Annotated in this window: 12 protein-coding genes and 5 pseudogenes; 8 read left to right on the top strand and 9 right to left on the bottom strand. The window is 69.0% G+C overall.

Features of this window, described 5'->3' with window-relative positions:
* Nucleotides 1-6 precede the first annotated feature (6 nt).
* The 3 genes from ACVV2G_RS32145 to ACVV2G_RS32155 form a co-directional block, all read right to left on the bottom strand.
* Entirely contained in the window at nt 7-729 is a 723-nt protein-coding gene (locus tag ACVV2G_RS32145) for a type 1 glutamine amidotransferase domain-containing protein (RefSeq protein WP_453842372.1), read from the bottom strand.
* 47 nt (nt 730-776) lie between these two features.
* Complete coding sequence (locus tag ACVV2G_RS32150) at nt 777-1613, bottom strand: alpha/beta fold hydrolase (protein WP_453846323.1); 837 nt, start codon at nt 1611-1613, stop codon at nt 777-779.
* 155 nt (nt 1614-1768) lie between these two features.
* Complete coding sequence (locus ACVV2G_RS32155; protein ID WP_453846341.1) at nt 1769-2611, bottom strand: alpha/beta fold hydrolase; 843 nt, start codon at nt 2609-2611, stop codon at nt 1769-1771.
* 288 nt (nt 2612-2899) lie between these two features.
* On the opposite strand from ACVV2G_RS32155, the pseudogene ACVV2G_RS32160 reads away from it, so the two are divergent.
* Nucleotides 2900-3905, top strand: a pseudogene (locus ACVV2G_RS32160) (IS701 family transposase); the annotation flags it as partial.
* Between the two features lie 411 nt (nt 3906-4316).
* On the top strand, nt 4317-4622 hold the full coding sequence (locus ACVV2G_RS32165; protein WP_453846324.1) for a hypothetical protein: 306 nt from the start codon (nt 4317-4319) through the stop codon (nt 4620-4622).
* Between the two features lie 201 nt (nt 4623-4823).
* Here the strand turns inward: ACVV2G_RS32165 and ACVV2G_RS32170 are convergent, their stop codons facing one another.
* The 4 genes and pseudogenes from ACVV2G_RS32170 to ACVV2G_RS32185 all read right to left on the bottom strand — a co-directional run bounded on the left by ACVV2G_RS32170 (nt 4824) and on the right by ACVV2G_RS32185 (nt 8540).
* The gene (locus ACVV2G_RS32170; protein WP_453846325.1) at nt 4824-5192 is read right to left on the bottom strand and encodes an STAS domain-containing protein; all 369 of its coding nucleotides are present in this window, start codon (nt 5190-5192) and stop codon (nt 4824-4826) included.
* Nucleotides 5189-6586, bottom strand: coding sequence for a PP2C family protein-serine/threonine phosphatase (locus ACVV2G_RS32175; RefSeq protein WP_453846326.1), 1398 nt, complete (start codon nt 6584-6586; stop codon nt 5189-5191). Before ACVV2G_RS32175 ends, ACVV2G_RS32170 begins: the two co-directional genes overlap by 4 nt.
* A 319-nt stretch (nt 6587-6905) precedes the next feature.
* Nucleotides 6906-7638, bottom strand: a pseudogene (locus ACVV2G_RS32180) (transposase family protein).
* A gap of 245 nt (nt 7639-7883) precedes the next feature.
* The gene (locus tag ACVV2G_RS32185; protein WP_453846327.1) at nt 7884-8540 is read right to left on the bottom strand and encodes a class I SAM-dependent methyltransferase; all 657 of its coding nucleotides are present in this window, start codon (nt 8538-8540) and stop codon (nt 7884-7886) included.
* 1209 nt (nt 8541-9749) lie between these two features.
* On the opposite strand from ACVV2G_RS32185, the gene ACVV2G_RS32190 reads away from it, so the two are divergent.
* From ACVV2G_RS32190 to ACVV2G_RS32210, 5 genes and pseudogenes are all read left to right on the top strand, one after another.
* The gene (locus ACVV2G_RS32190) at nt 9750-13028 is read left to right on the top strand and encodes a DUF6603 domain-containing protein (RefSeq protein WP_453846328.1); all 3279 of its coding nucleotides are present in this window, start codon (nt 9750-9752) and stop codon (nt 13026-13028) included.
* A 6-nt stretch (nt 13029-13034) separates the two neighbouring features.
* Complete coding sequence (locus ACVV2G_RS32195; RefSeq protein ID WP_453846329.1) at nt 13035-15263, top strand: hypothetical protein; 2229 nt, start codon at nt 13035-13037, stop codon at nt 15261-15263.
* Complete coding sequence (locus tag ACVV2G_RS32200) at nt 15263-18904, top strand: hypothetical protein (RefSeq protein WP_453846330.1); 3642 nt, start codon at nt 15263-15265, stop codon at nt 18902-18904. Before ACVV2G_RS32195 ends, ACVV2G_RS32200 begins: the two co-directional genes overlap by 1 nt.
* A 26-nt stretch (nt 18905-18930) precedes the next feature.
* Nucleotides 18931-20466 carry a hypothetical protein gene (locus ACVV2G_RS32205; protein ID WP_453846331.1) on the top strand — a complete coding sequence of 512 codons (1536 nt, stop codon included), beginning with the start codon at nt 18931-18933 and terminating at the stop codon, nt 20464-20466.
* A 126-nt stretch (nt 20467-20592) separates the two neighbouring features.
* Nucleotides 20593-21340, top strand: a pseudogene (locus tag ACVV2G_RS32210) (transposase); the annotation flags it as partial.
* 88 nt (nt 21341-21428) lie between these two features.
* Here ACVV2G_RS32210 and ACVV2G_RS32215 read toward each other — a convergent pair.
* Nucleotides 21429-22271: pseudogene (locus tag ACVV2G_RS32215) on the bottom strand (IS1380 family transposase); the annotation flags it as partial.
* A 291-nt stretch (nt 22272-22562) separates the two neighbouring features.
* Between ACVV2G_RS32215 and ACVV2G_RS32220 the strand changes: the two are divergent.
* A complete protein-coding gene (locus ACVV2G_RS32220; RefSeq protein ID WP_453846332.1) occupies nt 22563-23276 on the top strand; it encodes a hypothetical protein in 714 nt (237 codons plus the stop codon).
* Nucleotides 23277-23414: 138 nt separating this feature from the next.
* Here ACVV2G_RS32220 and ACVV2G_RS32225 read toward each other — a convergent pair.
* Nucleotides 23415-24002, bottom strand: a pseudogene (locus tag ACVV2G_RS32225) (GyrI-like domain-containing protein); the annotation flags it as partial.
* Nucleotides 24003-24014: the final 12 nt, after the last annotated feature.

Below are 24014 nucleotides of genomic sequence, written 5' to 3' on the forward strand. Positions count from 1 at the left end.
GATCTTTCACGTGGAGGCGGACAGGCTCTCCTCACCGGCGGATCCGGCCCGAGCCGTGGTGAAGGTGATGAGGGCGTCGGCTGCCGGGCCGGAGGAGGCGGGGTTCTGGCCGGTGATGAGCAGGCCGTCCTGGACGACGTAGGGCTGCCAGTCGCCGATCTTGGAGTAGTTGCCGCCGAGCTTGATGAGTTCGTCCTCGACGAGGAAGGGGACGACATCGGTGAGCTGGACCCCTTCCTCCTCGGAGTTGGTGAAGCCGGTGACCTTGCGGCCCTGGACCAGTGGGGTGCCGTCCTCGTTGACGGTGTGGCGCAGGACGCCGGGGGCGTGGCAGACCAGGGTGACGGGCTTGCCGGAACGCAGGGTCGTCTCGATCAGGCGGGCGGAGGTGGCGTCCTCGGCCAGGTCCCACAGCGGGCCGTGGCCGCCGGGGTAGAAGACGGTGTCGTAGTCCTGGGCGTTGACCGAGTCCAGGCGCACGGTGGTCGCCAGCGCTGCGGTCGCTTCCGCGTCGGCCTCGAAGCGGCGGGTCTGGTCGGTCTGGTTGGCGGCCTCGTTGCTCTTGGGGTCCAGGGGCGGTCGGCCGCCCTTCGGGGAGGCGAGGGTGATCTCCCAGCCGGCCTCCTTGAACCGGTAGTACGGCGCGGCGAGTTCCTCCAGCCAGAACCCGGTCGTGCGACCGGTGTCACCGAGCTGGTCGTGCGAGGTGAGGACGACGAGGACCTTCATGATGACTACTCCTGTGGATCAGTGGGCCGGACGGGCGGGGATACGGGTCACCGGGCGAGGAAGGCCAGCAGGGCTTCGTTGACCTCGGCGGTGTGGGTGGTGAGGAGTCCGTGGGGTGCGCCGTCGATCTCGGTGTACTGGGCGGTGGGCAGGGCCTTGGCGAAGCGCCGGCCGGTGGCGTCGACGGGCAGGGTGCGGTCTGCGGTGCCGTGGACGATCAGAGCCGGGACGTCGATCTTGGGGATGTCGGCGCGGAAGTCGGTGGGCCAGGTGAGCGGGGCGGCGGCCGAGGCGATCGCGCCCGATCCGGCGGCGACGTTCCAGGCGTTGCGGACCGCTTCTTCGCTGACGCGGGTGCCCAGGTTCTCGTCGAGGTTGAAGAAGTCGTTGTAGAAGCCGGTGAAGAAGGCGTACCGGTCCTTCTTCACCGCCTCCGAGACACCCTGGAAGAAGGAGGCCGGCGCCGCGCCGTCGGGGTTGTCGTCGGTGATCTCCAGGAACGGCTCCAGCGAGGCCAGGAACGCCGCCTTGGCCACACGCGCCGAACCGTACGTCGACAGGTAGCGGGCCACCTCACCCGTGCCCATCGAGAATCCGACCAGCACCGTCTCCCGCAGGTCCAGTGTCTCCAGCACGGTGTTCAGGTCGGCGGCGAAGGTGTCGTAGTCGTACCCCGTCGAGGGCTGGCTGGACTTGCCGAAGCCCCGCCGGTCGTACGTGATCACCCGGAAGCCCGCGTCCAGCAGGGCCGACGTCTGCCCCTCCCACGAGTTCCCGTCCAGCGGGTAGCCGTGGATCAGCACCACCGGCTGACCGGTCCCCTTGTCCTCGTAGTGCAGCTCGATGTCCGCGCTGTTCTCCGTGCCGACCTTGATACGTCCCATGACGTCCAACCTTCACTGTGTGTTGTGTGCTCCGGCATTCAGAACTGAACGACTGCTCCACTCACCCGTCGACCGTGCCCGCCTGGCCAGGTCCGCCGATCACCTCACCGACGGCCGGAGGCGGCGGGTCGTGATCGGCACGGGTGTCCCATGGGTTACTCGGAGGTGGCTCGGGCGGCCTGTTCGATGAGGTGGGTGACCGTGCCGGGGTGGGAGATGGCGACGGCGTGCGAGGAGTCGACCTCGATGGTGCGGGCGTGGGCGCGCTTGGCCATGAAGCGCTGCTCGGCCGGTGCGATGGCGTGGTCCTGGGTGGTGACCAGGTCCCAGGAGGGGATGGTCTTCCAGGCGGTCTTCGTGGTCTTCTCGTCGAAGACGGAGGCGGCCAGGGGGCGCTGGGTGAGGGCCATGAGGTCGGTGACCGACCGGGGTACGTCGGCGGCGAAGGCGTCGTGGAACTTGTTCTTCTGGACGTAGAGGTCGGTGCCGGTGCCTCCGCCGGGCAGCGGGTAGGGCACCGCATCGAGTGCCTGGGGGAGGGTCGCGCCCGGGAACCGGTCGCCGAGTTCCGCGAGGGTCTCGTCCTTGTCGGGGACGAACGCGGCAATGTAGACGAGGGCCTTGACCTCCGGGTTGTCCGCGGCGGCGGCACTGATCACGGAGCCGCCGTAGGAGTGGCCGGCGAGGACGACCGGTCCCTTGACGCTCTTGAGGTAGCTCTCCAGATAGTCCGCGTCGCTCGCCACGCCGCGCAGCGGGTTGGCGGGAGCGACGACCGGATAGCCGTCGTGCCGCAGACGCGTTATCACACTGTTCCAGCTGGAGGAGTCCGCGAAGGCCCCGTGCACCAGCACCACCGTCGGCTTCGCCGCCGGCTCGACGGACTCGGCCTTGGCTGCGGAGGCCGACGGCATGACCGCCAGGCTGAGGGCAGCAACCCCCGCGACGGCAGCGAGCGCGGAAACACGCCTGCGGGAAGGGCGCAGCGCACTCTTCATTTTCGCCTTCATCTGTACCTGTATCTCCATGAGAGGTGTCGTTCTTCGGGAGAGGTGTCGTTCTTCGAGCGGCAGGTCCTGCCGTTCCGCGGGCACGGACCGGGGCGGTGCCTGGCACGTCGGCACAGGCGGTGCTGGGCAAGTCGTCAGACGCGCCCAGCCGGTTCGGAAGACTCCCCAAGCCGCCGCTGTCACCTGCGTGAATGCGACCACCTTCCCCTTTCTGCCACCGCTGCGGCTACATTAGCATGCGCGTAGCCGGGATGGTTACGGATAGGGGTGACGCGAAGGAATCTGCAGCAGTTCGTGAACCAGTCCACCTGGAACCCGTGCCGGTGCAGCGGCGGCTCCCAGAGCGGATGCTGCCGCTCATCGCCCCGACGGCCTGGGTGATCGATGATGTGTCGGTGCCTGCCCAAGGACGGCCGGATGCCGGTCGCTGGGGCCCCGCAGTACTGCGGGGCCCTGCCTGGCAAACGCGCCAGCTGCCAGGTCGCGGTCAGCGTCCACGCCGCCAGTGACACCGCCTCCTGCCCGCTGCAGTGGCGGCTGTTCCTGCCCAGGGAGTGGGCGTCGGACGCCGGCCGTAGGACCGCCACCCGCATCCCGCCCGAGATCACCCACCGGGAGAGGTGGCGGCTGGCGCTGGACATGCTCGATGAACTGGCCGGCTGGGGCATGCGCCCGCCGGTCGTGGTGGCCGATGCCGCCTACGGCGCCAATGCCCACCTGCGAGCCGGCCTGGTTCAGCGGGGAATCGACTACGTGCTGGCCGTCCGCGCGGACATGAGTGCCCACCCCTTCGACGCGAAGCCGGTGGTTCCGGACCGCAACGCTCCCGTCGGCTGCTGGCCCCAGCCCCGCTACCGGAGCCGGGCCCCCTCGGTGGCGGCCCTAGCCGCCGATCTCGGACAGGAGCGTTCACTTCCCTGACCTGGCGGCAGGGTTTACGCGGCCAGTTACGTTCCCGCTTCGCCGCCGTGCGCGTGCGCCCGGCCGGCAAGGCCGTCGAGCGTCCCATCCGGGCCGCCGCCTCGGCCGGACAGGGCTGGTGGGACGGCGTCCTGCCCGACTGCTGGCTGCTGGTCGAGTGGCCCCAAGGCGCCTAGGCACCCACCGACTACTGCCTGTCCAGCCTGCCCGCCGACACCCCCATCACCGACCTGGTCCCTCTGGCCAAGGTCCGCTGGCGCATCGAGCACGACTACCGCGAACTCAAGCACGGCCTGGGCTCGAGGGCCGGTCCCGGCCCGGCTGGCACCACCACGTCACCCTCGTGACCGGATGCCGGTCCAGCAGCTCAGGATGTCCTGGAGGGCGTCGAGGATCTGGTACAGGGCGAGCCCGGTGTGGGTGCTTTTGGTGCCATATGCTGTTCGGTGAGAAACGCGTGGGCGACTGAGCAAGGCCGGTGACGGTCCCACAGGCCGTTGTGGACGGCCTCTGATCGCCTTCTTGTGCCGTGACCGGGCCCCGGGCCTCTCAGGCCCGGGACCGGTGCTGTGTGTGCGGGCGGGTTCTGGCAGGTCAGGGGTGCAACACGTCAGGCGATGTCTCAGAAGATTGCTGTATTCGGCAAGCTTTATCTGCCGTTTATGTAGCTGACACGGGGTAGTCGGAGGCTGGGAGCGTTGATCTTGACGCGGCGCTTCCGCCCTCGTGGAGTGCATGAGGTGCTTCGCACGTACTGGATGGATGCATCGCCATGAACATCGGAACCCCGGCCGGCAACCCGAACGATCCTGCTGGCACCGGCCCTGTCGCGCATCGGCCCCGTCGGCTGTCGACCGAGACGAAGTCGGCTCTGAAGACGACCGAATTCTTCATCTACCTCGCCTCCGTGGTCGCGGTACTGATCGCTTCCATGGTCGTGGGCACCGAAGAGGGACACGCCGATTACTTCCGCGCCGACAAGGCATGGCTGTACATCGTGATTCTGACCGTCGGCTACATGATCAGCCGTGGGCTGGCCAAGTCCGGCAGCCGCGACCCCTACGACGAGTCCCACTGACCCGGCGGGGAAAGACAGCATCCGGTGTGCTGTACGCCGCGCCCCGACGTGTAGCGCCTGGCGGAGCGGATGAAAGCGCGCGTCGCGACCAGTACGTTGGTTGCGGCGCGCGCTTGGCCATGCCCCCGTGCCCTGCGGGGAGAAGGGCCGGCCCGCGCAGTGCTAGCCAGCTGGTGGTGCCGCCCTGGTGAGCGAGAGGTTTCAGGCGGTGGTGCGGTTGCCTTGGCGTGCGGCAAGCGCGGCGTCGGCGGTGGGATGGGCGGGCAGGAAGGTGTCCATCCCGGTGACGCTGAGCAGGCGGCTCAGCCGGTCGGGGATGGCCGCCAGGGTCAGGGAGCCGTCGGCGTCCTTGGCGCAGCGCCAGATACCGACGAGGGCGCCCAGCCCTGAGGAGTCGCAGAAGGTGACGCCCGCCAGGTCGGCGACCAGGTCGGGGTGCCCGGCCGCGATGAGGTCCAGGGCGCGGGCCCGCACGGCGGACGCGGTCGTGATGTCGAATTCGCCGGACAGTGCGATCACGGCCAGGGTGCCGTCGGTGTGCGGGACGTTGATGTGGAGTGCGGCGGTCATGGGCGTCGGTTCTCCTGCCCGACGGAGACGTCGGCGGTCGGGGCGGCGGCGCTGTGAACAGTGGTGATGATGCCCGCGGGAGCGGCATCCGGGGTGGGGACGGACAGGGCCAGCAGGGCCACGTCGTCGCGTTCGGTGTCGGGGAGGGTGTCCAGGAGCGCGACGGTGTCGTCGATCAGGCGGCCGGCCCTGACCGGCGTCGACCGCCGGGCGAGGAAGTCGGTCAGGCCCGTGTCGGCGAGCATGTGGCCATCGGCGGTGCGGGCCTCGGTCAGCCCGTCAGTATACAGCAGCAAGCCCTGGCCGGGTGCCAGGTGGAGGGTGCGTGAGGCGAAGGCGGCTTCGGCGAATGCGCCGACCAGCATGCCGCCCTTGGCTCGGACCGCCTCCACCCGTACACCGCCTTCCTCGGCAGGGGTGAGGTGGTAGGCGGGCGGGTGGCCGCCGGTGGCCAGCGTGACTGTGAAACCGCCGCCTGGGGCGGGATCGAGCAGGCCGAAGATGGCGGTGCAGAAGCGGGTGCCGACCGCCGCGTCCAGCAGCAGCGCCGTGTTCAGGGCATTCAGCGCGGCCGTCGGGTCCGCGTCGACGAGGGCCGCAGCCCGCAGCGTGTAGCGGGTCAGTGAGGTGACCGAGGCGGCTTCGGCGCCCTTGCCGCACACATCGCCCAGGAAGAACGCCCACCGGCCTGCGCCGATGGGGAAGACGTCGTAGAAGTCGCCGCCCACTTCCTGCGGGGAGGCGGTCTTGTAGTGGCAGGCGAGCTCCAGCCCGGGTACCGCGGGCAGTACGGGAGGCACCAGGGTGCGCTGCAGCGTGGAGGCGAACGCGGCGATGGCCGCCTTGTCCCGCTCCGCGCGCTGCCGGGCCTCTTCCTCGGCCTGGCGCTTTTCCTGCTCGACCCGGCGGCGCTCCTGCTCGGCGCGCACCACGTGCAGCGCCGACAGCCGCAGCTCAAGCTGGTCACGCACCATTGTCGCCAAGTCCGCCAGCGTGGCCGAATCCGCCTCGCTGATCTCGCGGGGGCGGGTGTCGAGGACGTTGACCGTGCCCAGCCGGTACCCGTCGGCCGTGGTGATCGGAGCGGCGGCGTAGAACCGCACCCCCATCGGACCGGCGACCAGCGGATTGGAGCAGGCGACCGGGTCGAGCAGGGTGTCGGGGATGACGGTGGTGTCATCGGTGAGCACCGCCGAGGCGCACAGGCCCGGATCGCGGCCGATCTCGGTGACGCCTTCCAGCCCGTGCGTGGCCTTGAACCAGATCCGGTCCTCGTCCACGATGGTCACCGTCGCCACCGGAACCTCGAACAGGCGCGCGGCCAGCGCCGCGACCCGGTCGTAGGCGCCGTCCGGCGGGGTGTCGAGAATGTCGTAACGGCGCACCGCTGCCATCCGCGCCGCCTCGACCGCTGTGGCCAGAGGATCGTGCAGTGCTATCGCAGGCGGGCTCGCTTGCTCCGGCATAACCCTCGTCTCGCTCATCCCCCCAGGAAGACGCCGACCAGACAGACAGCGCCCCCACACAGTACCGACATGCCCCAGCCCACCCGAACCGACGACGAACTTCGCGGAAACAGCCGCAACTGAGCACAGTGACCACGGACAGGCGAAACGTGACGGCCTTCGCGCTGGAAGACCGCCCTGAACGCCTCCGGCATCACCTTCGACGGCCGACTCTCAGCCGCCCGTCAGTGAGCCGTTTCCATCTTGATCAGCTGGTGAGTTCGAGAGTGACGATGGCGCGGACGACGGTGGTGATCCTCGTGGTGCTGCAGCGCAGTTTGCGGAGTACTCGCCAGCACTTGAGGGTGGCGATGGCGCGTTCGCCGAGGCTTCGGATCTTTGCGTGATCGCGGTTGTGGCGGCGGCGCCAGCCACGCAGGTGCTTGCCCCGGATCGGGACGCGGACGGCGGGTCCGGCGCCCTGGTAGGCCTTGTCTGCCCAGCACTTGATGTCGTCGGCGGTGAGGGCGGCGGGGACACGGTGGGTGCGGGCCGTGGTCAGGTCGTGGACGGCGCCGGGCAGGGCGTCCGAGACCCGGAGCAGTCGTCCGGCCGGGTCGGTGAGGACCTGCACGTTCATCCCGTGGTGCTTCTTCTTTCCCGAGTAGTACGGGCGGTCGGCCGCAACACGGTCGATCGGCAGGAGTGTGCCGTCGAGGATCACGTACGCCTTCCCGCGGATGGTGGGCATGGCCTGCTCCAGCGTCGGGGCGAGGGTGGCCAGGAGGCCGACGGCCTCGCGTATGCAGCGGTAGACCGTCGCGATCCCGACCTGGAAGCCGGCGGCGAGGCGGCTGTAGGTGTCGCCGCAGGCGTAGGTGGGCGAGTACGAGCAGAGCCTGTCGGCCGCAGTTCAGGCGGCGCCAGCGAGAACCGATCCGGCGTCGGTGACCTGCCGGCAGACCGGAGAGACGACGCAGGGTACGGCTGGACAGATCGATGGCAGACGGGTAGACAAGCGCACGAGCTCCTGGCGGATGCGGTGATCTTGGTCGTGAACCCGTCTACCAGGAGCTTTCTGCATGTCCGCCGCCGGGGCCCGCAGCCCAACCATCCGTCAGGTTGGAAGGGGCTCAGCAACCCAACCACTCCGGTTACACCGCTCGTTCGTTTGACAGACCCTGACCCGGCGTCTCACCCGCAAAAGCCCCCGCACCGACACTTGGCCGAGGAAGCCACGGGCCACTCAGGGCTGATTCCATACGAGCGTAAAGCGCCAGAACAACCATCGTCGCAGCCGTGCGCCAGGGAGGACGTCTCTGGCTTCACGGACGATGTCGTCAAAGGTCATGTCCGCTGAGCGAGTAGGGGCCGTCATGGAGACGGGCCGCTGCGAGCGGCGCCCCTTGTTCTTCAGCCATCCCATGGCAGCGTTGGCCGGAATGGCGACAACACCGAGCAGGTGGTCCAGAGGGGTCTGGGCGCGAGACAGGCCGACGATCACCAGTGTCCCTCCCGGAGCCAGATGACGGCGGAATCGGGTGAGCGCCTGAGTGAACGGCAGGTGGTGGATCGTGGCGACGCACGTGATGATGTCGTAAGGGCCGGCAGGAAACTCGGCCATTGCATCCGCGACGGTGAAGGTGACGGGGAGCCCGGAAGGAGTCAGCTTCTGGGCCTGAGCTGTGATCACCGGATCGGAATCGACGGCCTGCACAGCGTCGGCTCGTCCGGCCAAGAGCCTTGCAAGATCACCGCTTCCGGAACCGATGTCCAGGGCAAGGTCGAAGCGCCTCGGCAACTGCCGCAGGATCCAGCGATGGTAGTGGGCGTTGTGATCCCAGGGATAAGCGGCGCTGAACCGTTCAAGAGCCCGCTGGACACGAGGGGACAAGATCTTCATCGCCCCAGTCCATCAAGTCCCTGCGGCATGCACACCCTGTTCTGGTACAAAGATCACGCGCTCCCGGACTGCCGGACGCAGTCCAAGGACGAGTTGAAAAACACCTACTCAAGCAGATACTGCCATGCAGGCACTCCGTAACGTCAACCAGCGGCTGATGGTAGAACAGCCGGCTGATCGCCGCAGATGCTGCAGAGCCAATGAACAATCAGTAAATGCCTGTCAGGCACGGTTCGCTGCGGGCTACTTACCTCCCACGCCTGTCGCTCTCTCGCACCCAAGGTAATGCTGACAGCCTGGACGAGGTCCGGTTCACGGACATCGAGCACCTGGAGTTTGACCTGTAGCAGCCGCGTCCCGCACTGCCGTGTGAGCCATTCCGTCCGATTTCCACCGTAAGTTAGTCGATAACCCACCGACCTATTCCACCCTCGCAAACGCAGTGCAACGTCAATCCGCTGTCCGTGCAGGAAGTGCAACCAGGGAGGGCTCGGGAGACCTCTGACCCGCAGAACGTCGATGGCCCATCAACGTCGGCGCCGCGCGGCCAGCGACCCACCACCCGACGGATGTTCCAGAACGTCGACCCCGCCCACACTGCGCGGCACCGTCGCCTACCTGCTGGAACAGCGTCACGCCGACTACGCCCTGTCGGCCAAGGGCCACCAGGCGGCCCCGTTCGCCTGGGTCCACGCAGCTCTGCCACCCGCGGTCCCCGAAGTGGAGGAGCACGTCCGAACCGAGCGTTCCCACGGTCGCATCATCCGCCCGTCGGTCTGGACCGCCCCGCTACCTGATCAACTGACTTTGACGCTGCCCTGGGGGCACATGGCCGAATTCCGCGATTCGGCCATTCATTCGAGAAAGTGGATGGCGACGTGGAGCATACAGCGGGCAGCGGGCTCGGTCGTCTACAAATTCGCTGACCGAATCGATTCTCCGAACGGCCCTTCGATCGGGTGTCCGCTTTCGGCGGCCCGTAAAAAACCTGAACCCCCGCACATGAAAACGCGTTTGACGGGCGAGAGGTGGCCATTTCCAGGTTCCTGGTCGGTGTTTTCCAGACGTAATAGCCGGATTGCTGTGCCACGAGCACGTTCCGTATTGATGTTTCCGTGCCCCTCGCCTACTTTATTTTCTGTAACGGCACAGGGGCCCCGCATTTCCGCGGGCGCCTCACTCAACCGTGTCCACAGGCGGGGGTCACCCATGGCGCTGACGGTCGACGAACTGGTTGCACTGTTCCCGTCGGGGGGTGCCGGTACGTTCGAGCTCGACACCGGGCGGCTCGGGCTGAGCGGCGAGGCCGAGTCCCTGGAGCACCTGCCCAGCGGCATTCTGACCCTCACTGAGGCGACTGCCGACAGCGCCGCTCTGACAGTGACCGGCAAAGTCACTTTGGCCGGTGAACAGATGCCGGCCAGCGCCCGGTTCTTCGCCACCGGCACGGCGGTCGACGCGCTGCTCTTCGAGGCCAGCCCGGCGACCTGGCTGCTCCAGACCGCCGTCGCCCGCGTCGACTTGTCCGGACTGTCCGGCGGTCGGTCACTGCGGGTCCTGCTGGCCGCCGGGCAGCCCGCGGCCGCGGCCGGACGGTGCCCCGGCACCGGGCCCTGGGTGGGCTTCCAGCTCGGCGGGGCGGTCGCCGACCCGCTGGAGTTCCGCGCCGAACTGCGCAAGGAGTCCATCGGCACGGCCCAGCCCCTCGACGGACCGCCGCTGCTGATCACCCCGCTGCTCGAAGCCCTCGGCGAGCACGGCGTCGAACTGCCCGGACCGCTGGTCGACTGGCTGGAGCGGGTCCAGTTGCACCAGCACCCGATGGGCAAGATGGACAACCTGATGGTCACCGCCGAAGCGCCGGTGGACCACGGCACCGGCGCGAACCCCGTGGAACTGCTGGTGCTGCGGACCACGGTGCTCGGCCGCACCGGCCAGGACGGCAAACCGAAGGCCACCACCGTCGCCATGGTCCGGGCCCGCACGGACTGGGACGGTTCCGGGCTGCCGGTGGTCGGACCCATGATCGGCAATGGGCTGCTCTCCCTGCCCGCGCTCCAGATCATGTACGTCTCCGAGAACCTCAGCGCCGAAGACGTCATCAAGATCAACCGGGTCGTCACGGAGTACGACCTCGGCCCGCTCCAGCAACTGCCGGTGGTGAACGCGGCGGCAGGGGTTCCGCTGGGCAAGAACGTGAGTGCGGCGGTCCACCTCGCGGTCATGGGTAAGCCGACCCCGGCGCTGGTGATCACCGTCCCGCCGAAGTTCGGACCGGCTCCGGAGAGCCCGGACAAGCCGAAGCTCGAATACGAGTTTGTGATCGGCAAGCAGTTCGGGCCGGTCTACCTCTCGTCGATCGTATTCCGCTACGACTTCAAAAAGGGCCTGCTGATCGAGCTCCAGGGCCAGGTCACGATCGGTTCTCTCACCTGGCAGGTCGCCGGGCTCGGCTTCTACGTCGGCATGAGCGGCGGCTTCCCGCTGCTGCCCTTCCTGCACGGCATGAACATCGAAGCCACCGCCGCCGACGGGCTCATCGGCCTCAAGGGCGGCCTGCTCAACAAGACACCCGACGACCCCACCCTCGACTTCGAACTCGCCGGACTGATCCTGGTCCAGGCGATGGCGGTGGAACTCGGCGCCCAGGCCGTGTGGGCACGCAGCGTCGAAGGCTGGCACTCAGTCTTCATCTACGGCGAGATCTCCCTCCTCGGCGGCGCCTCGGTCTTCGGCCCGCCACCCTTCACCGTCACCGGCTTCTCCGCCGGATTCGGAATCAACAGCTCCTTCAAGAAGGTCCCCACCGGCGCCGAGATCGCCGAATTCCCCCTGGTGGCACGGCTGGACGCCGCCCAAGCCCTGCCCGGCATGCCGGCCCCGGCGCCGTACACCCCCGAGGACGCGCTCAAGGCCCTCACCGGACCCACCGGCTGGATCCGCCCCACCGAGGGCCAGTACTGGATCGCCGCCGGAGTGAAGTTCACCAGCTTCGGCTTCATCGAGACCAAAGCCCTCGCCGTCATCGAACTCGGCGACTCCGTCAAGGCCATGCTGCTCGGCCGCACCTCCGTCAGCCTGCCGCGCACCCTCAACCCGAACGCCCGGGCCATCGCCAGGGTGAACATCGGCCTGAGCCTCGGCTTCAGCTCCGCCGAGCACTGCCTGTCCATGGACGTGGCTCTGCTGCCCGGCAGCTATGTGCTCGATCCGTCGATCGAACTGACCGGTGGCATCGCCGTATACGTCTGGACCGGCGGAGGCCGCGCCGGGGACTTCGCCATCAGCCTCGGCGGCTACCACCCCGACTACAACGTCCCCACGCACTACCCTCGGCCCAAGCGCCTGGGGTTCGTGTGGTCCCCGGCCAGCGACATCACCGTGCGGGCCGAGGCCTACGCCGCGATCACCCCCGCCGCGTTCATGTTCGGCGGGCGCCTGGCCGCCGTCTACGACAAGGGCATCTTCTCCGCGTGGTTCACCGCACACCTCGACGTGCTGGTCCAGTGGAAACCCTTCTACCTCGACGTCCAGCTCGGCATCAGCATCGGCGTCGCGGCCACCATCAAGGTCTGGTTCGTCCGGGTCCGCATCTCCGTCGAGGTCGGCATCGACCTCCACCTGTGGCTGCCGCCCTTCGGGGGCCGGGCCACCGTCAAACTCTGGTTCATCTCCTTCAGCTTCGGCTTCGGCTCCTCCCGCGACAACACCCCCACCGTGGACTGGCCCGAGTTCCGCACCCAGATCCCCGCACCCGTCCGGGTCATCCCCAACGAGGGCCTGCTCGCAGACGCAGATCAGGGCGAGATCGCCCGGCGGGCGGCTGCCAAGGAACCGACCCTCGTCTCCTCGGCGGGATTCACCTTCACCACCGAAGCCGGCATCCCCGCCTCGCACCTCTACATCAACGACCGGCTGATCAAGCAGTCCGACGAGGGGACCATCGACATCCGCCCCATGCGGAAGACCGGTGTCACCTCCGCCCACCGGGTCACCATCACCAAGGACGGCACGACCTTCCACCCCACCGACCACCACTGGGTGGTCAAGCCGGTCACCGGCACGGTCGCCCCCGGCCTGTGGGGCAAGCCCCTGGCAAAACCCGGTGACGCGCTCGACGGCGACGAACTGCTCAAAAACCGCCTCACCGGGCTGAGGATCACCCTCCCCAAGCCGGACTACGGCACCGACACCGGGCCCGTCACCTCACAGGCGCTTTCGTACGAAGGACTCCCGGACGGTCGCATGCCCCTGCGCGTCTCCAACCCCGCCGGACCCGAGCCGCGGGCCGACGACCAGAGCGTCCGGACCATCGTCAACACCGTCGCCGCCCCCACCGTCAAGGCCCGCCGCACCGCCGTACTCAGCACCCTCGCCCGGCTCGGCGCGGGACCCGGCGCCGACACCGACAGTCCGCTCACCGGCTACGCCGCACTCGCCGGCCGCAGCCTGACCACCCCGCCCCTGACCACCACCGCGACGAGGTGACCGGCCGTGACCGCTGAACCGGATCTGCGCATCCACTTCCTCGACCACCTGATCCCGCGTGCCACCCCCGGCGACTACCGGGTCGTGGTCAATAACACCCTCAGCGACCCCGGCGGCGCACTGGACGCCCAGGACAAGCTGCTCCCGTCCGAAGAGACCTTCGAGATCAAGGCCGTCCGCTTCGTGCTCAGCGAAGCGTCCGTCCACGCCTACTACCCGCCGCGCGAGAGCACCGGCGCCTACACCAGGACCCTGCCCCACATCACCCTCAGCCGGTCGATCCTGCCCTGGGAACGCAACCTCGCCGGAACCCGCGCCGAGCAGCCCCCGGCCCGCCCGCCCTGGCTCGCCCTGCTCGTCTTCGGCGAGAACGAACTGCCCGACGACCCCGCCGCGTCCGGGGACACCGTGCTGCGCACCGTCGAGGAGCTCCGCAACCCTGCCGAGGCGGGGGTCAACGGCCCGAACCTGCCGTCCGGCAGCGTCGACGAGGCTGAGGCCCGGAGCAAGTGCCAAACCATCGACGTCCCGGCGGACCTCTTCAACGCGGTCGCCCCGCGCGACGACGAGATGTACTACCTCGCCCACGTCCGCAAAGTCGTCGACGCGAACAAGGCCCGGGCAGACGGCGAAGTCCTCGAAGAAGGGGAGTACGCGGTCGTCAACACCAACCGCTTCCCCCACAACCCCGGTAACTACGCCGTCCACCTGGTCTCCCTCGAAGGCTTCGAGGGCCGCTTGTCCGGCACCCTGCCCGGCGGCACCACGGCCGTCCGCCTGTGCTCGCTGCACAGCTGGAGCTTCACCAGCAGCGAAGGGCCCGCCGCCGACCCCGGAGCCCTGCTGGAGAACCTCGTCGCCCCCGGCGCCGAGGACCCCGAAGAGCTCGCCCTGCGCCTGCCGGTGACCGCACCGGTCACCGACGACCCCGAGGACGACTACGTCCGCGACCGCCTCGCACTCGGCTACACCGCCGTCCCGCAGCGGACCCTCTCCGGCGAACGCACCTTCGCCTGGTACCGCGGCCCGGCCACGCCGGTCACCGCTTTCGACGTGCCCACCGAGCACAGCCCCGGCCCGCACACCACCTCCGACCACGCGCTCATCTACGAGCCCGAGCACGGCATCTTCGACGTCAGCTATGCCGTCGCCTGGACTCTCGGTCGCACCATCGGCCTGGCCGACCCCGAATACACCACCGCCGTCAGCCGGGCCCGCCGCGAACTCGCCAACCGGGCGACGACACTGATGGCGCTGGCCGGAGACCCGGCGCGCGCCTCGGCCGACCCGGATGCCCCGCCCGCCCTCGGCGCGCTGCGCGAACTCGCCTCCCCAGGCTTCCGTGAACGGCTCAGCACCGGGCTCAACAGCCCCCAGCTCCCGGACGACGCCGGACGCAGGACGCCGCAGCCGAGAGTGACACGTACGCAGTCGAGGTCCGTGCTCGCGGAAGAACGCGCCGTCTCCCTGCTGCGGACCACCGCGGAACGCAACGCCGAGGCCATCGCCGCCTGGCAGGCCCGCCTCGGCCTGCTCCAGGGCGTGCCGTTTCACCACCTCGTGCCCGACCCGCGCATGCTGCCCCTCGAATCCCTCCGGATGTTCCGCCTCGACCAGGGCTGGCTGGACGCGCTCGTCGCCGGAGCCGCCGACGTCGGCGTGCACACCTCCGTCGACAGCCGCCTCGCCCCCGAACTCAACCGGGCCACCGCCCGGTCGGGCAGCGCGAAGCGGGCCGCCGGCGGGCTGCTCATCCACTCCGAACTCATCCCCGCCTGGCCGGACATCAAGGTCAACGCCTACCTCAAGGACGGCACCGTCCTCACCGAACTGCGCCGCGCCAAACCGGACAAGAGGATCCTGCTCGTCCTCTGGGACGGCGTCCCCGACAAGGTCGTCATCCGCGAACCGGGACAGGGCATCCACTACGGCATCGACTCCGGGAACCGCCTCGGCCTGCGCAGCCTGGCCGACGACCCGCCGATCGGCACCCCGCTGGAGACCTACTACCCGGCCACCGGCAGCCTCTTCGACCTCCACCTGCGCTCCAACCCGGACGCCGGACCCGCGGTGCTCCAGATGTTCGGCACCGGCGGCCTGGTGCCCGCCCTGGCCCGGGAATTCGGGCTCACCGACCTGGACCCCGGACAACTGGCCCTGGAACTCGTCAACGCCCCGCTGGAACAGGAAATCCTCAGCCCCACCGGCACCCCTGCCCGGACGGAGACCGCCTGATGAGCGCCACGGACCTGATCGTCCCCGTCAAGGTGAACGCCCTTGTCGTCAACCGGCTGACCCGCACCGCCGAGACGTTCAACCGGTGGACGCCGAACTTCGACGCCATGATCGAGGAGGGCGCGGGCGCGGAGCCGCCCCCCGGCGTCGGCACCGAGACCATGGGCCCGGACAGCGAAGGCGTCTACGTCCACTGGCAGCTGCCCGAGGCGCTGGCCAACGGGCACTACGACCAGACGACGGGGGAGACGACCTTCCCCTTCGTCCCCAACCGCTGGCTGGTCGTGCGCTACAGCACCACAGCGGCGGCGGCGGACCGCAAGGCCGTCGGGTGGATCGTGCAGAGCGACTACCTGGAAAGCCGCCCGGTCCAGGACGCCGACGGCAACGACGTCTACGGCACCAACAAGCACCCGAACCCCGATGCGCCGAAGGGCGCTCCGCTGGAGCTGACCTTCCTCGGCCGCCGCCACGACCTCACCCAGGCGCCTTGGACCGAACCACCCGCCCAGAAGCCGCACCTGACCGCGGCCGGGCCCGGACTGCCCGGCTTCGCGGCCTACCAGCCGTACAACAAAGACGTGTTCTCCATCCACGACACCCTTGAGGACCTCAAAGGCGACCTGGACAACTACCCGCCCGACGCGACACTGAGCTACTTCGTCGTCGGCTGGTACAACGACGACGCCCTCGACTACCTCAACCACGCCGCGTCCGTGCCCGGCCTGCTCCCGCCGGACGCGACCGGGACGGCCGACCTCCTCGAAGCCCTCGGCTGGGACACCCCCGAAGGCACCGCCGCCGACGCCCTGGACCGCACCCTCTACAGCGGCTCGGCGCTGGGAGTCGACTGGCAGCGCGAAGGCGCCACCTATGAGTCCGACAAACCGAGCAACATCGAGCTCAGCAAGATCCTCACGCTGGGCAGCAGCAGCGCCGAAGCCCTCGGCCGGCTGGCCGCCCGCCAGACCCGGTCCGCGCGCACCGGAGACCTCGTACGCTCCCTCTTCCACGGCACCCTCGAAACACTCGACACCGCCGACGGCGAAGAGGACCTCGACACCCTCACCCATCACTCCTGGTTCTCCGGCTCCGACGGCGGCCATGCGTGGAAGGTGACCGCGCGCCCCGTCGAAGGCGACGACGAACTGCCGCCCCCGCCGCCGGAACCCGGATGGCTGACCGAACTCAACGAGGTCCAACGACAGTACGACGACCTCACGCCCAGGCTCCGCCGCTCTCAGCAGCGCCTTTGGAACATCTGGTGGCTGCGCAACAAGCCGGTTCCCCCGTTCACCCCTGAGCACCCCGCAGGGTTCGACGCCGCAGCTGATGTCCAGCTCAACGAGAACGATGCGACGAGTCTGGCCGGGCGGACCAAGGCTTTGCTCGACGAACAGTTCGTGCTGTCGAGGCAACTGCCCACCGGCGGCACCCCGGAGGAACTCGCGGCCAACATCGGGAAGTACGCGACCGAACGCGGACTCGATCCGCGCTACCAGCTGGAGCGCGCCGCCCGCGAGTCCTACTACCGCCCCGCCGACCCGGTCGTGCTCATCAAGGACACCGGTGCCAAGGAACCCCTCACCCGGGACACCCCGCTGCCCTGCCGCCTCCCCGAGGCCCTGATCACCCGGATCACCGTCGGCGGCATCACCTACAACCGGCCCACCACTCCGCCCAGCCCGGGACTGGCCGGACTCCCCGACGCCTGCACCCCGCTGCTCGCCGAGTTCGCCCTCCTGGACCAGGTGGCCCGGGCCCCCGGTGCTCTCGACGCGGCTCTCAAGGACCCCGCCGCCGTCGCCGGGCCCGTCCCCGAGTACACCGCGCCGTGGCGGCAGCCCTGGCTGCCCATGCACCTCGAATACGAACTGAAGTACTGCCCCACGCCCTACCAGGCCGACGGCACCACCTACTGGACCTTCAACGGCAGCCGCTACGAATGGTCCGGCCGGGGAGCCCAGCCCGGCGGCGGCGAAGCCGACCTGCGCTGGCTCACCTTCAAGAACCGGGCGTTCCTCACCCCGAGCGTGCCGTGGGTCCTGCAGAAGCAGATCGACCGCTACCTCGACACCTACTCCGGCGCTCCCACCGAAGGCCTGCTCGCCCTGCGCGACGAACTCGGCGACCCCGGAATGCTCTCCCAGCGCCTCGACGGCTTCCACGACTGGCTCGTCCAGCAGGACGGCACCGCCAGGACCACCGTGCACGTCCCCGAGGCCATCGTCAGGCTCGTCGGCGACATCCAGAGCGTCCCGGAAGGCGGCCCGCTCGAACCGCCCGCCGACGACCCCGGAACACCGTTCCAGCCGGTCCGCGCCGGTCAGTTCTCCTTTCACGACCTGCGCATCGTGGACCGCTTCGGCCGCACCTACGACATCGTCAACAGTGGCAACTACGAACAGGTCTCCGTCACCCTCGCGGAGAGCGTTGCCCCTGACAAGGTCCTGCACGAGGACCTCATCGGTACGGCCCGCTTCGTCCAGCTCGGCCCGCGTCTCCTCCAGGGCGCCCGCGTGCGGCTGGAGACCGTACGCGCCGTGGACGGACAGCGGCTCTCGTCGATGGCCCGCGCGGCCACGGCTGAAAACCCCCTGGCCGGCTGGCTGCTGCTCAACCATCTCGACCAGACTCTCGTCGTCCACGGACCCGACGGCGTCTCCCTCGGCGAACTCCGCGTCGTCACGGACGTCGACGGCGCGGACGACAGCGTGTGGCTGCCGCTCCCCGGCTCGCCCCATCCCGACGTCGACTCTCAGGAGTTCGAGGACGCCATGCCGCACCTGGCCCGGTTCGTCCGCACCCTGAAGGACAAACCCGCCGCCGCACTCACCGGTCTGCTCGACACCATCGACCAGACCCTCGACACCATCCTCGACGACGCGGCGCAGGAGGACGGCTCTCCGCTGCGGCTGATCGGCCGCCCGCTCGCGCTGGTGCGCGCCGATCTGGGCGTCGAGCTCGAAGGGCCGCTGCTGGGCAACCCGAGCTGGGGCCAGGTCCTTGGAGAGTCGGAGGAGGAGTACGACGGCTACCGCTGGCCGGTCCGGCTCGGCAACGAGAAGCGGCTCGGTGACGGCCTCGTCGGATACTTCGCCGGGGCGACCGGGCTCGACCAGGAGACGTCGTACGAGCTCTGCCACGCGGTCATGCCGAAGGGCGGCGGGGGTTATCTGACCCCGATCGACAAAGGCCACGGCCTGGCCGTACCCGCGCGCACCCCGGACCAGCCGGTGACGCACCACCTGACGCTGCTGATGGATCCGTACGCGGCGGTGCATGCCACCACAGACATCCTCCCGGTGACCAAGGTCCAGCTGCCCGACGACCTGGTGTCCGAGGCGATGCGGCGTATCCGGGCGTCCTTCCGGCTCGGCCCACTGCTGGCGGCCGAGCGGGTCGACAAGGCCGAGGAAGCCCGGCGGGCGCGGGCGGGGGAGGAGCCGACGGAGGCAGGTGTGGTGCTGCCGCAGCCCGCGTCGTGGCACGGAGCGTGGAGTTGGGCCGAGCCGCGCGGGTCGGAGACCGAGTGGGTGGAGCTGCCGATCGTTCCGGCTGATTCCGCGCCGCACTTCGGGGATCCGCAGGCGGAGGCCCGGTATGGATACCTGCTGCTCGACGCGACCGAAACATCCTGAACCTCCGCTTATAGAGAGGCTGTTGCATGAGCGTTGTCATGGTGAACGCCACCAACCTGCTGCCGTACGAACCGTCGACCGACCCGAAGCCGTTGCGGGTGAGCTCCGCCGAGGAAACCGAATACGGCTCCGTCAACATCAATGTCGGCGGCGGGATCACCACGTCGGCCTGGTGCAACAAAATCACCGTCCGGGTGCCGGTCGGCGCGGGGGCCGAGCACCTCACCACCGAAGGCGCCGACATCAAGACCGGTGCCAGCACCGGCTGGACGCCGTCCGCCCCCACCGTCTCTGGCGGCTTCGCGGTCATCACCTTCACTCCGGCCCGCGCGGTGCAGTTCACCGGGCAGATCGTCACCCTCACCCTGTCCAACATCGCAGTCAACCGCACGGCGGGTCAGGTTTCCATCGCGATCGTCGAGAGTTCGTCAAGGACGAACGGGAGCTTCACCAACAAGGACGCTTCGGTCGTGGTGGACAAGTTCCCGGCCGGGTTCGTGTTCCGGAATTTCGCGCCCGAGAAGATCATGGTGGAGAACGGCGAGGTCGCCGTGCTCCGCTGGGAGGGCTCGGACGCCAAGTACACGATGCACTGGGGCGACACCCCCGCCGGAGTCCCCCTCGACAAGGAACGTGTCTGGTCCACCCCGCGCGGTCTGACCACCGTCACCGGCTTCATGCTCCGCGCCGAAGTCACAGCCGGTGGCGTCACCCTCACGCACACCCTGACCACGGCCGTCACCGTACGCATTCCTGACCTCGTCGTCAGGAACCTCACCGTCCAGGGCCCGGCCACGTTCGCCGACAGCGTCAGCCTCAGCAACACCGCCAAGGACCTGACGGTCGCCGGATCGGTGCGCGGTGCGGGCAGCAACCCGCTGCGGGTCAGCCAGAATGCGGGCCTGAAGGTCGACGCGGTCCTGAACGTCACCGGGGCGAGCACTTTCAACAACAGCATCACGACCATCGGCGACGTCACCGCCAACGGCAACCTCAACGCCGTCGGGAAAGGGATCGTCCGGATCGCCGACCTCCGCGGCCCGTACGGCGAACCGCTCACAATCAACAGCCACGTCAACGTCTTGCCCGGCAACAACGTCGCCATCACCGACAATCTCACCGTCGGCGGCAACCTCACCGCCAACGGCAACCTCACCGCCAACGGCAACCTCAACGCCGTCGGGAAAGGGATCGTCCGGATCGCCGACCTCCGCGGCCCGTACGGCGAACCGCTCACAATCAACAGCCACGTCAACGTCTTGCCCGGCAACAACGTCGCCATCACCGACAATCTCACCGTCGGCGGCAAGCGGGTTATCCGCGTCGGTGACCGCATCCAGCTGGAGGTCAACAGCCACAACAAGGAGCTTTATCTCTACTGTGAGACCGGTTACAAGGACAACGTCTACGGGGGAAGGCGCTCCGACGGCAGTAGCTACTACACCAACGCCATCTGGCGAGTTCATTACTTCGACTCCCGCAGCAGCGTGAACGATGCCTCGGACGGCCAAGGAACCATCGCTGGACCCGACGGAGGCGACATCCGCTCGGCGGATGACTGAGCTTGGCGTTCAACATCATGGGTCACTCGTCCTGCTGACCTGCGGTTCTTCCCAGGACAGCGGACGCGGCCGTTCTCCACGCTTCGAGATGTCGAGTCACGAAGAACGAGAGAACGGCCGCTGCGCATGAGTCTGCCCGTCGATGTGTCCGGAAGCGAGGCGTTGGGCCTGTTGTCCCGCTTTCGAGTCGAGTTCTATGAGTGTCTCTACACGCGGGCGGATGCGCTTTTCGAGCTCACCGATGCGGTGCTGTGTACGGACGGGCCGGTGAAGACGTTGGTCGAGCTGTCTCTGGCAGTCGAGCACCGGCGCGGGCACGGTGCTCTGTACGCCGCGCTGGATCGGGGCTGGCTGGAGCCGTCCCGATTGCGTCGCGTGCCGGCCGGCCTGCCGCTGCCGAGGCCGGCCGACGGGCGGATCGTGCTCGCGGTGGACGTGTCGCACTGGCTGCGGCCCGATGCGCCGACCAGTGACCAGCGGCTGTTCTGCCACGTCTACGGACGCGGCGATCGCAGCAGTGACCAGTTCGTGCCAGGCTGGCCGTACTCCTTCGTCGCCGCCCTGGAAACGGGCCGCACTTCCTGGGGCGCGCTCCTGGACGCGGTCCGCCTGGGGTCGGCGGATGATGCCACCCAGGTCACCACCAGCCAACTCCGCGACGTAGTCGCCCGGTTGGTAGCGGTCGGGCACTGGCGGCCGGGTGATGCCGAAATCCTCATCGTCATGGACTCCGGCTACGACACCGCCTACCACCCACGCCCTGGCGGACCTCCCGGTGGTGCTGGTAGGACGTCTGCGCTCGGACCGCGTCATGCTCCGCGATACCGGCCCTGCCCGCTCCGGACCGCGCGGCGGACGGCCCCGCCGCCACGGCTGAGGTTCCCCCGTTGCTTGGGAGAGATTGATCAGCTGGTCAGAGCGGGTGGGTGGGGTTTCAGGTTCGCTCGTTCGGCCGCTGTCTGCTCGGCGTGGTGCTTCTCTATCCAGGCCGATGCCGGGACGTTCAGAACGTGGCTGTGGATCGCGTCGGTGATCACCATGCCGACCGAGTAGGACAGCCTTCGTCCCCGCTGGGCGAGCCAGGCGACGAAGCCGTGGGTGCCGCCCGCGGAGTCGGTGCGGATCAGGGTCTGACGTCCGCGCCCGTACTTCTTCGGCAGCTGGGCCAGGGCGATGCGGGTGGCGGTGATGTGGTCGGCCGCGGTGTTCGAGCCCGCGTTACCGGGCCTGAGCAGGGCCGCGACCGGCTCACCGGTGCCGCCCGGTCCGTGGTCGACGAACCCCGTCAACGGGTGGTGACCGTAGGTCCGCTTCCAGGTCGGGGCCGCGTCCTCCTTGTCCGAGTGTGCGACCACCAGCACCCCGTCCAGATCGACGGTCACCGACCCGCCCGCATCGGGCGCTCTCCCGCCGGCCAACCGCCAGACATGCTGCCGGGCTTCGGCCCGCGCGGAGCGGATGGCCCGCAAGGCCCTCTCCCCGGAGGCGGCGAGGGAGTCGATCAGGCGGGAGACCGTCGGATCGGAGGCAACCGGCCCGAACACCGCGGGCTCGGCCCGCAGCATGCCGACATCCGCGAGGCAGTCCCCGCCCAACGCGACCGCCAGGGCCACGTCCAGCAGGACCTTGCCCGGTTCGTGCACGGCCCGGGCCTTCCGCCACGGCGTCAGCGCCGCTGATATTGCGGCGTCCAGGCCGGCCTTGCGGACGGTCTCGACCAGCAGCACGCCTCCGGCCTGCGAGACCACCGCCCGGCCGCCGCCCTCGATGCGGACACGCGGGTGCGACCCGATACGCTTCTTCACCTGGAGAGTGCTTCTTCCCATGCAGCCAACAGGACCCTCGACAAGTCCCGTCGTTGCAGGTCAGAAGCACTCTCCGCTTATATGATCAAGCCTCGGACGCCCCACCTCGTGAAAGCGCGAGGCTAGTGATCACTAACAGACCTGTCAGTCGCCGCCGCCAAACCGTGGTCGCAGGTTTTCCCACAACAGCACTGCCTGTCACCGGAGTTCAGTAAGGTCCCACCTGTCCCACCGCCAGGTGCTCTCGGCCGTCGCGGCCGGGCACGCGAGCCTGTCCAGAATGGGTGTGAAGTGAACAGTCAGTTACGCCTGCGCACGCGTACGGCGACCGCGGTCCTCCGGACCAGGTTCGCCGCGATGGTCGGAACGGTCGCGATGCTCGCGGCCGTCCTCACCGGCACGACCGTCACCACGGCAAGCGCCGCCGAAGCCGCTGCCCCGCAGGCCGCGGCAGGCGGGTGGTCCTGCGGCGGGGACCCGGTTCCCCCCGGATACGTCATCTCCCGGCTCAACAAAACCGGCTGCAACGGCAGGGGTTCCTGGTACCAGGAACCCGCCCGCGACGGGATCTGGACCTGCTCGGGCTCGCCGATCGTGCCGGGGTACGTCATCAGCGCCCACAACAAACAGGGGTGCAGCGGCATCGGCTCCTGGCGCCACAAGCTCGCCAAGGACGGCATCTGGACCTGCTCGGGCTCGCCGATCGTGCCCGGCTACGTCATCACCGCCCACGACAAGTACGGCTGCGGCGGCATCGGCTCCTGGCGCCACAAGCTCGCCAAGGACGGCATCTGGACCTGCGCGGGCTCGCCGATCGTGCCCGGGTACGTCGTGACCGCCTGGGACAAGTACGACTGCGGCGGCATCGGTTCCTGGTACCACAAGGTCGCCCGCGCCGGCCTGTACGTGTGTCCCACCTCGCCCATCCCGCCCGGGTTCCGCGCCACCACGGGCAGCATGAACCAGTGCAGCGGCCTCGGCGGCAGGCTCCTCGTGAAGGCGTGACCCCGGCCGGGTACACCTTGCGCCTGCCGTAGGCGCGCTGAAGGCACCACGTACCGTGTGGTGCCTTCAGCGCGTCCCCGGTGGCCCTCGCCGGCCCGGTGCCGATCCGCAGAACGACCTCCGACGTGCTACCGGCACTCAGCCGCTGACCCGCTCCACCGGGATCCACAGCTCCGCGTCCGCGTGGGTGCCGTCCTCGGACACCCGGGTACGCGAGAGCGACGGCCCCAGCCGGTTCCGGTACGGGTTGGACGGGGACCACTGCGTGTACACGTCCCGCCAGAGGTACTGCACCGCCAGCGGGAACTCGCCCGAGGACTCGAAGACCGCCCACGTCCCCGGCTCGACGGCAAGGCTGTCCGAAGCGTCCGGCACCTCGACGTCGCTCACCACACCGTGGAAGTAGCCGATCTCGGTGCCCTCGGCGTCGTCGGCGGAGTGGTCGCTGACCGCGGCCACGACCCCGGAGGGCTCCCCGTCGGCGTGCTCCTCCCAGCACCCCGGCGTCTCCTTGCCGATGCTCCTGACGAACTCCACGACGGCCGGGTTCATCCCCTCGTAGACCAGCGGAACCCGCGTCCCCCTGCCCACGAGCCGGAACCCCTCCCTGTCGACCACCCGGTACCGCATGCTGCTGCTCCCTTCGACGATCAGCCGGAAGGACATCCGTGGCTGGGAGCACAGCGCCGCACCCGTGCGCCGTGCCTCGCCGGGGCCGACCCCGTGCCATTGAGATCA

It is taken from the genome of Streptomyces sp. JK94 (assembly GCF_053613315.1).

What these genes read in the sequence shown, in the direction of transcription:
- ACVV2G_RS32150 (WP_453846323.1), bottom strand. Translation starts at nt 1,613, where the DNA reads ATGGGACGTATCAAGGTCGGCACGGAGAACAGCGCGGACATCGAGCTG.
- ACVV2G_RS32185 (WP_453846327.1), bottom strand. Translation starts at nt 8,540, where the DNA reads ATGAAGATCTTGTCCCCTCGTGTCCAGCGGGCTCTTGAACGGTTCAGC.
- ACVV2G_RS32205 (WP_453846331.1), top strand. Translation starts at nt 18,931, where the DNA reads ATGAGCGTTGTCATGGTGAACGCCACCAACCTGCTGCCGTACGAACCG.
- ACVV2G_RS32145 (WP_453842372.1), bottom strand. Translation starts at nt 729, where the DNA reads ATGAAGGTCCTCGTCGTCCTCACCTCGCACGACCAGCTCGGTGACACC.
- ACVV2G_RS32155 (WP_453846341.1), bottom strand. Translation starts at nt 2,611, where the DNA reads ATGAAGAGTGCGCTGCGCCCTTCCCGCAGGCGTGTTTCCGCGCTCGCT.
- ACVV2G_RS32165 (WP_453846324.1), top strand. Translation starts at nt 4,317, where the DNA reads ATGAACATCGGAACCCCGGCCGGCAACCCGAACGATCCTGCTGGCACC.
- ACVV2G_RS32190 (WP_453846328.1), top strand. Translation starts at nt 9,750, where the DNA reads ATGGCGCTGACGGTCGACGAACTGGTTGCACTGTTCCCGTCGGGGGGT.
- ACVV2G_RS32175 (WP_453846326.1), bottom strand. Translation starts at nt 6,586, where the DNA reads ATGGCAGCGGTGCGCCGTTACGACATTCTCGACACCCCGCCGGACGGC.
- ACVV2G_RS32170 (WP_453846325.1), bottom strand. Translation starts at nt 5,192, where the DNA reads ATGACCGCCGCACTCCACATCAACGTCCCGCACACCGACGGCACCCTG.
- ACVV2G_RS32200 (WP_453846330.1), top strand. Translation starts at nt 15,263, where the DNA reads ATGAGCGCCACGGACCTGATCGTCCCCGTCAAGGTGAACGCCCTTGTC.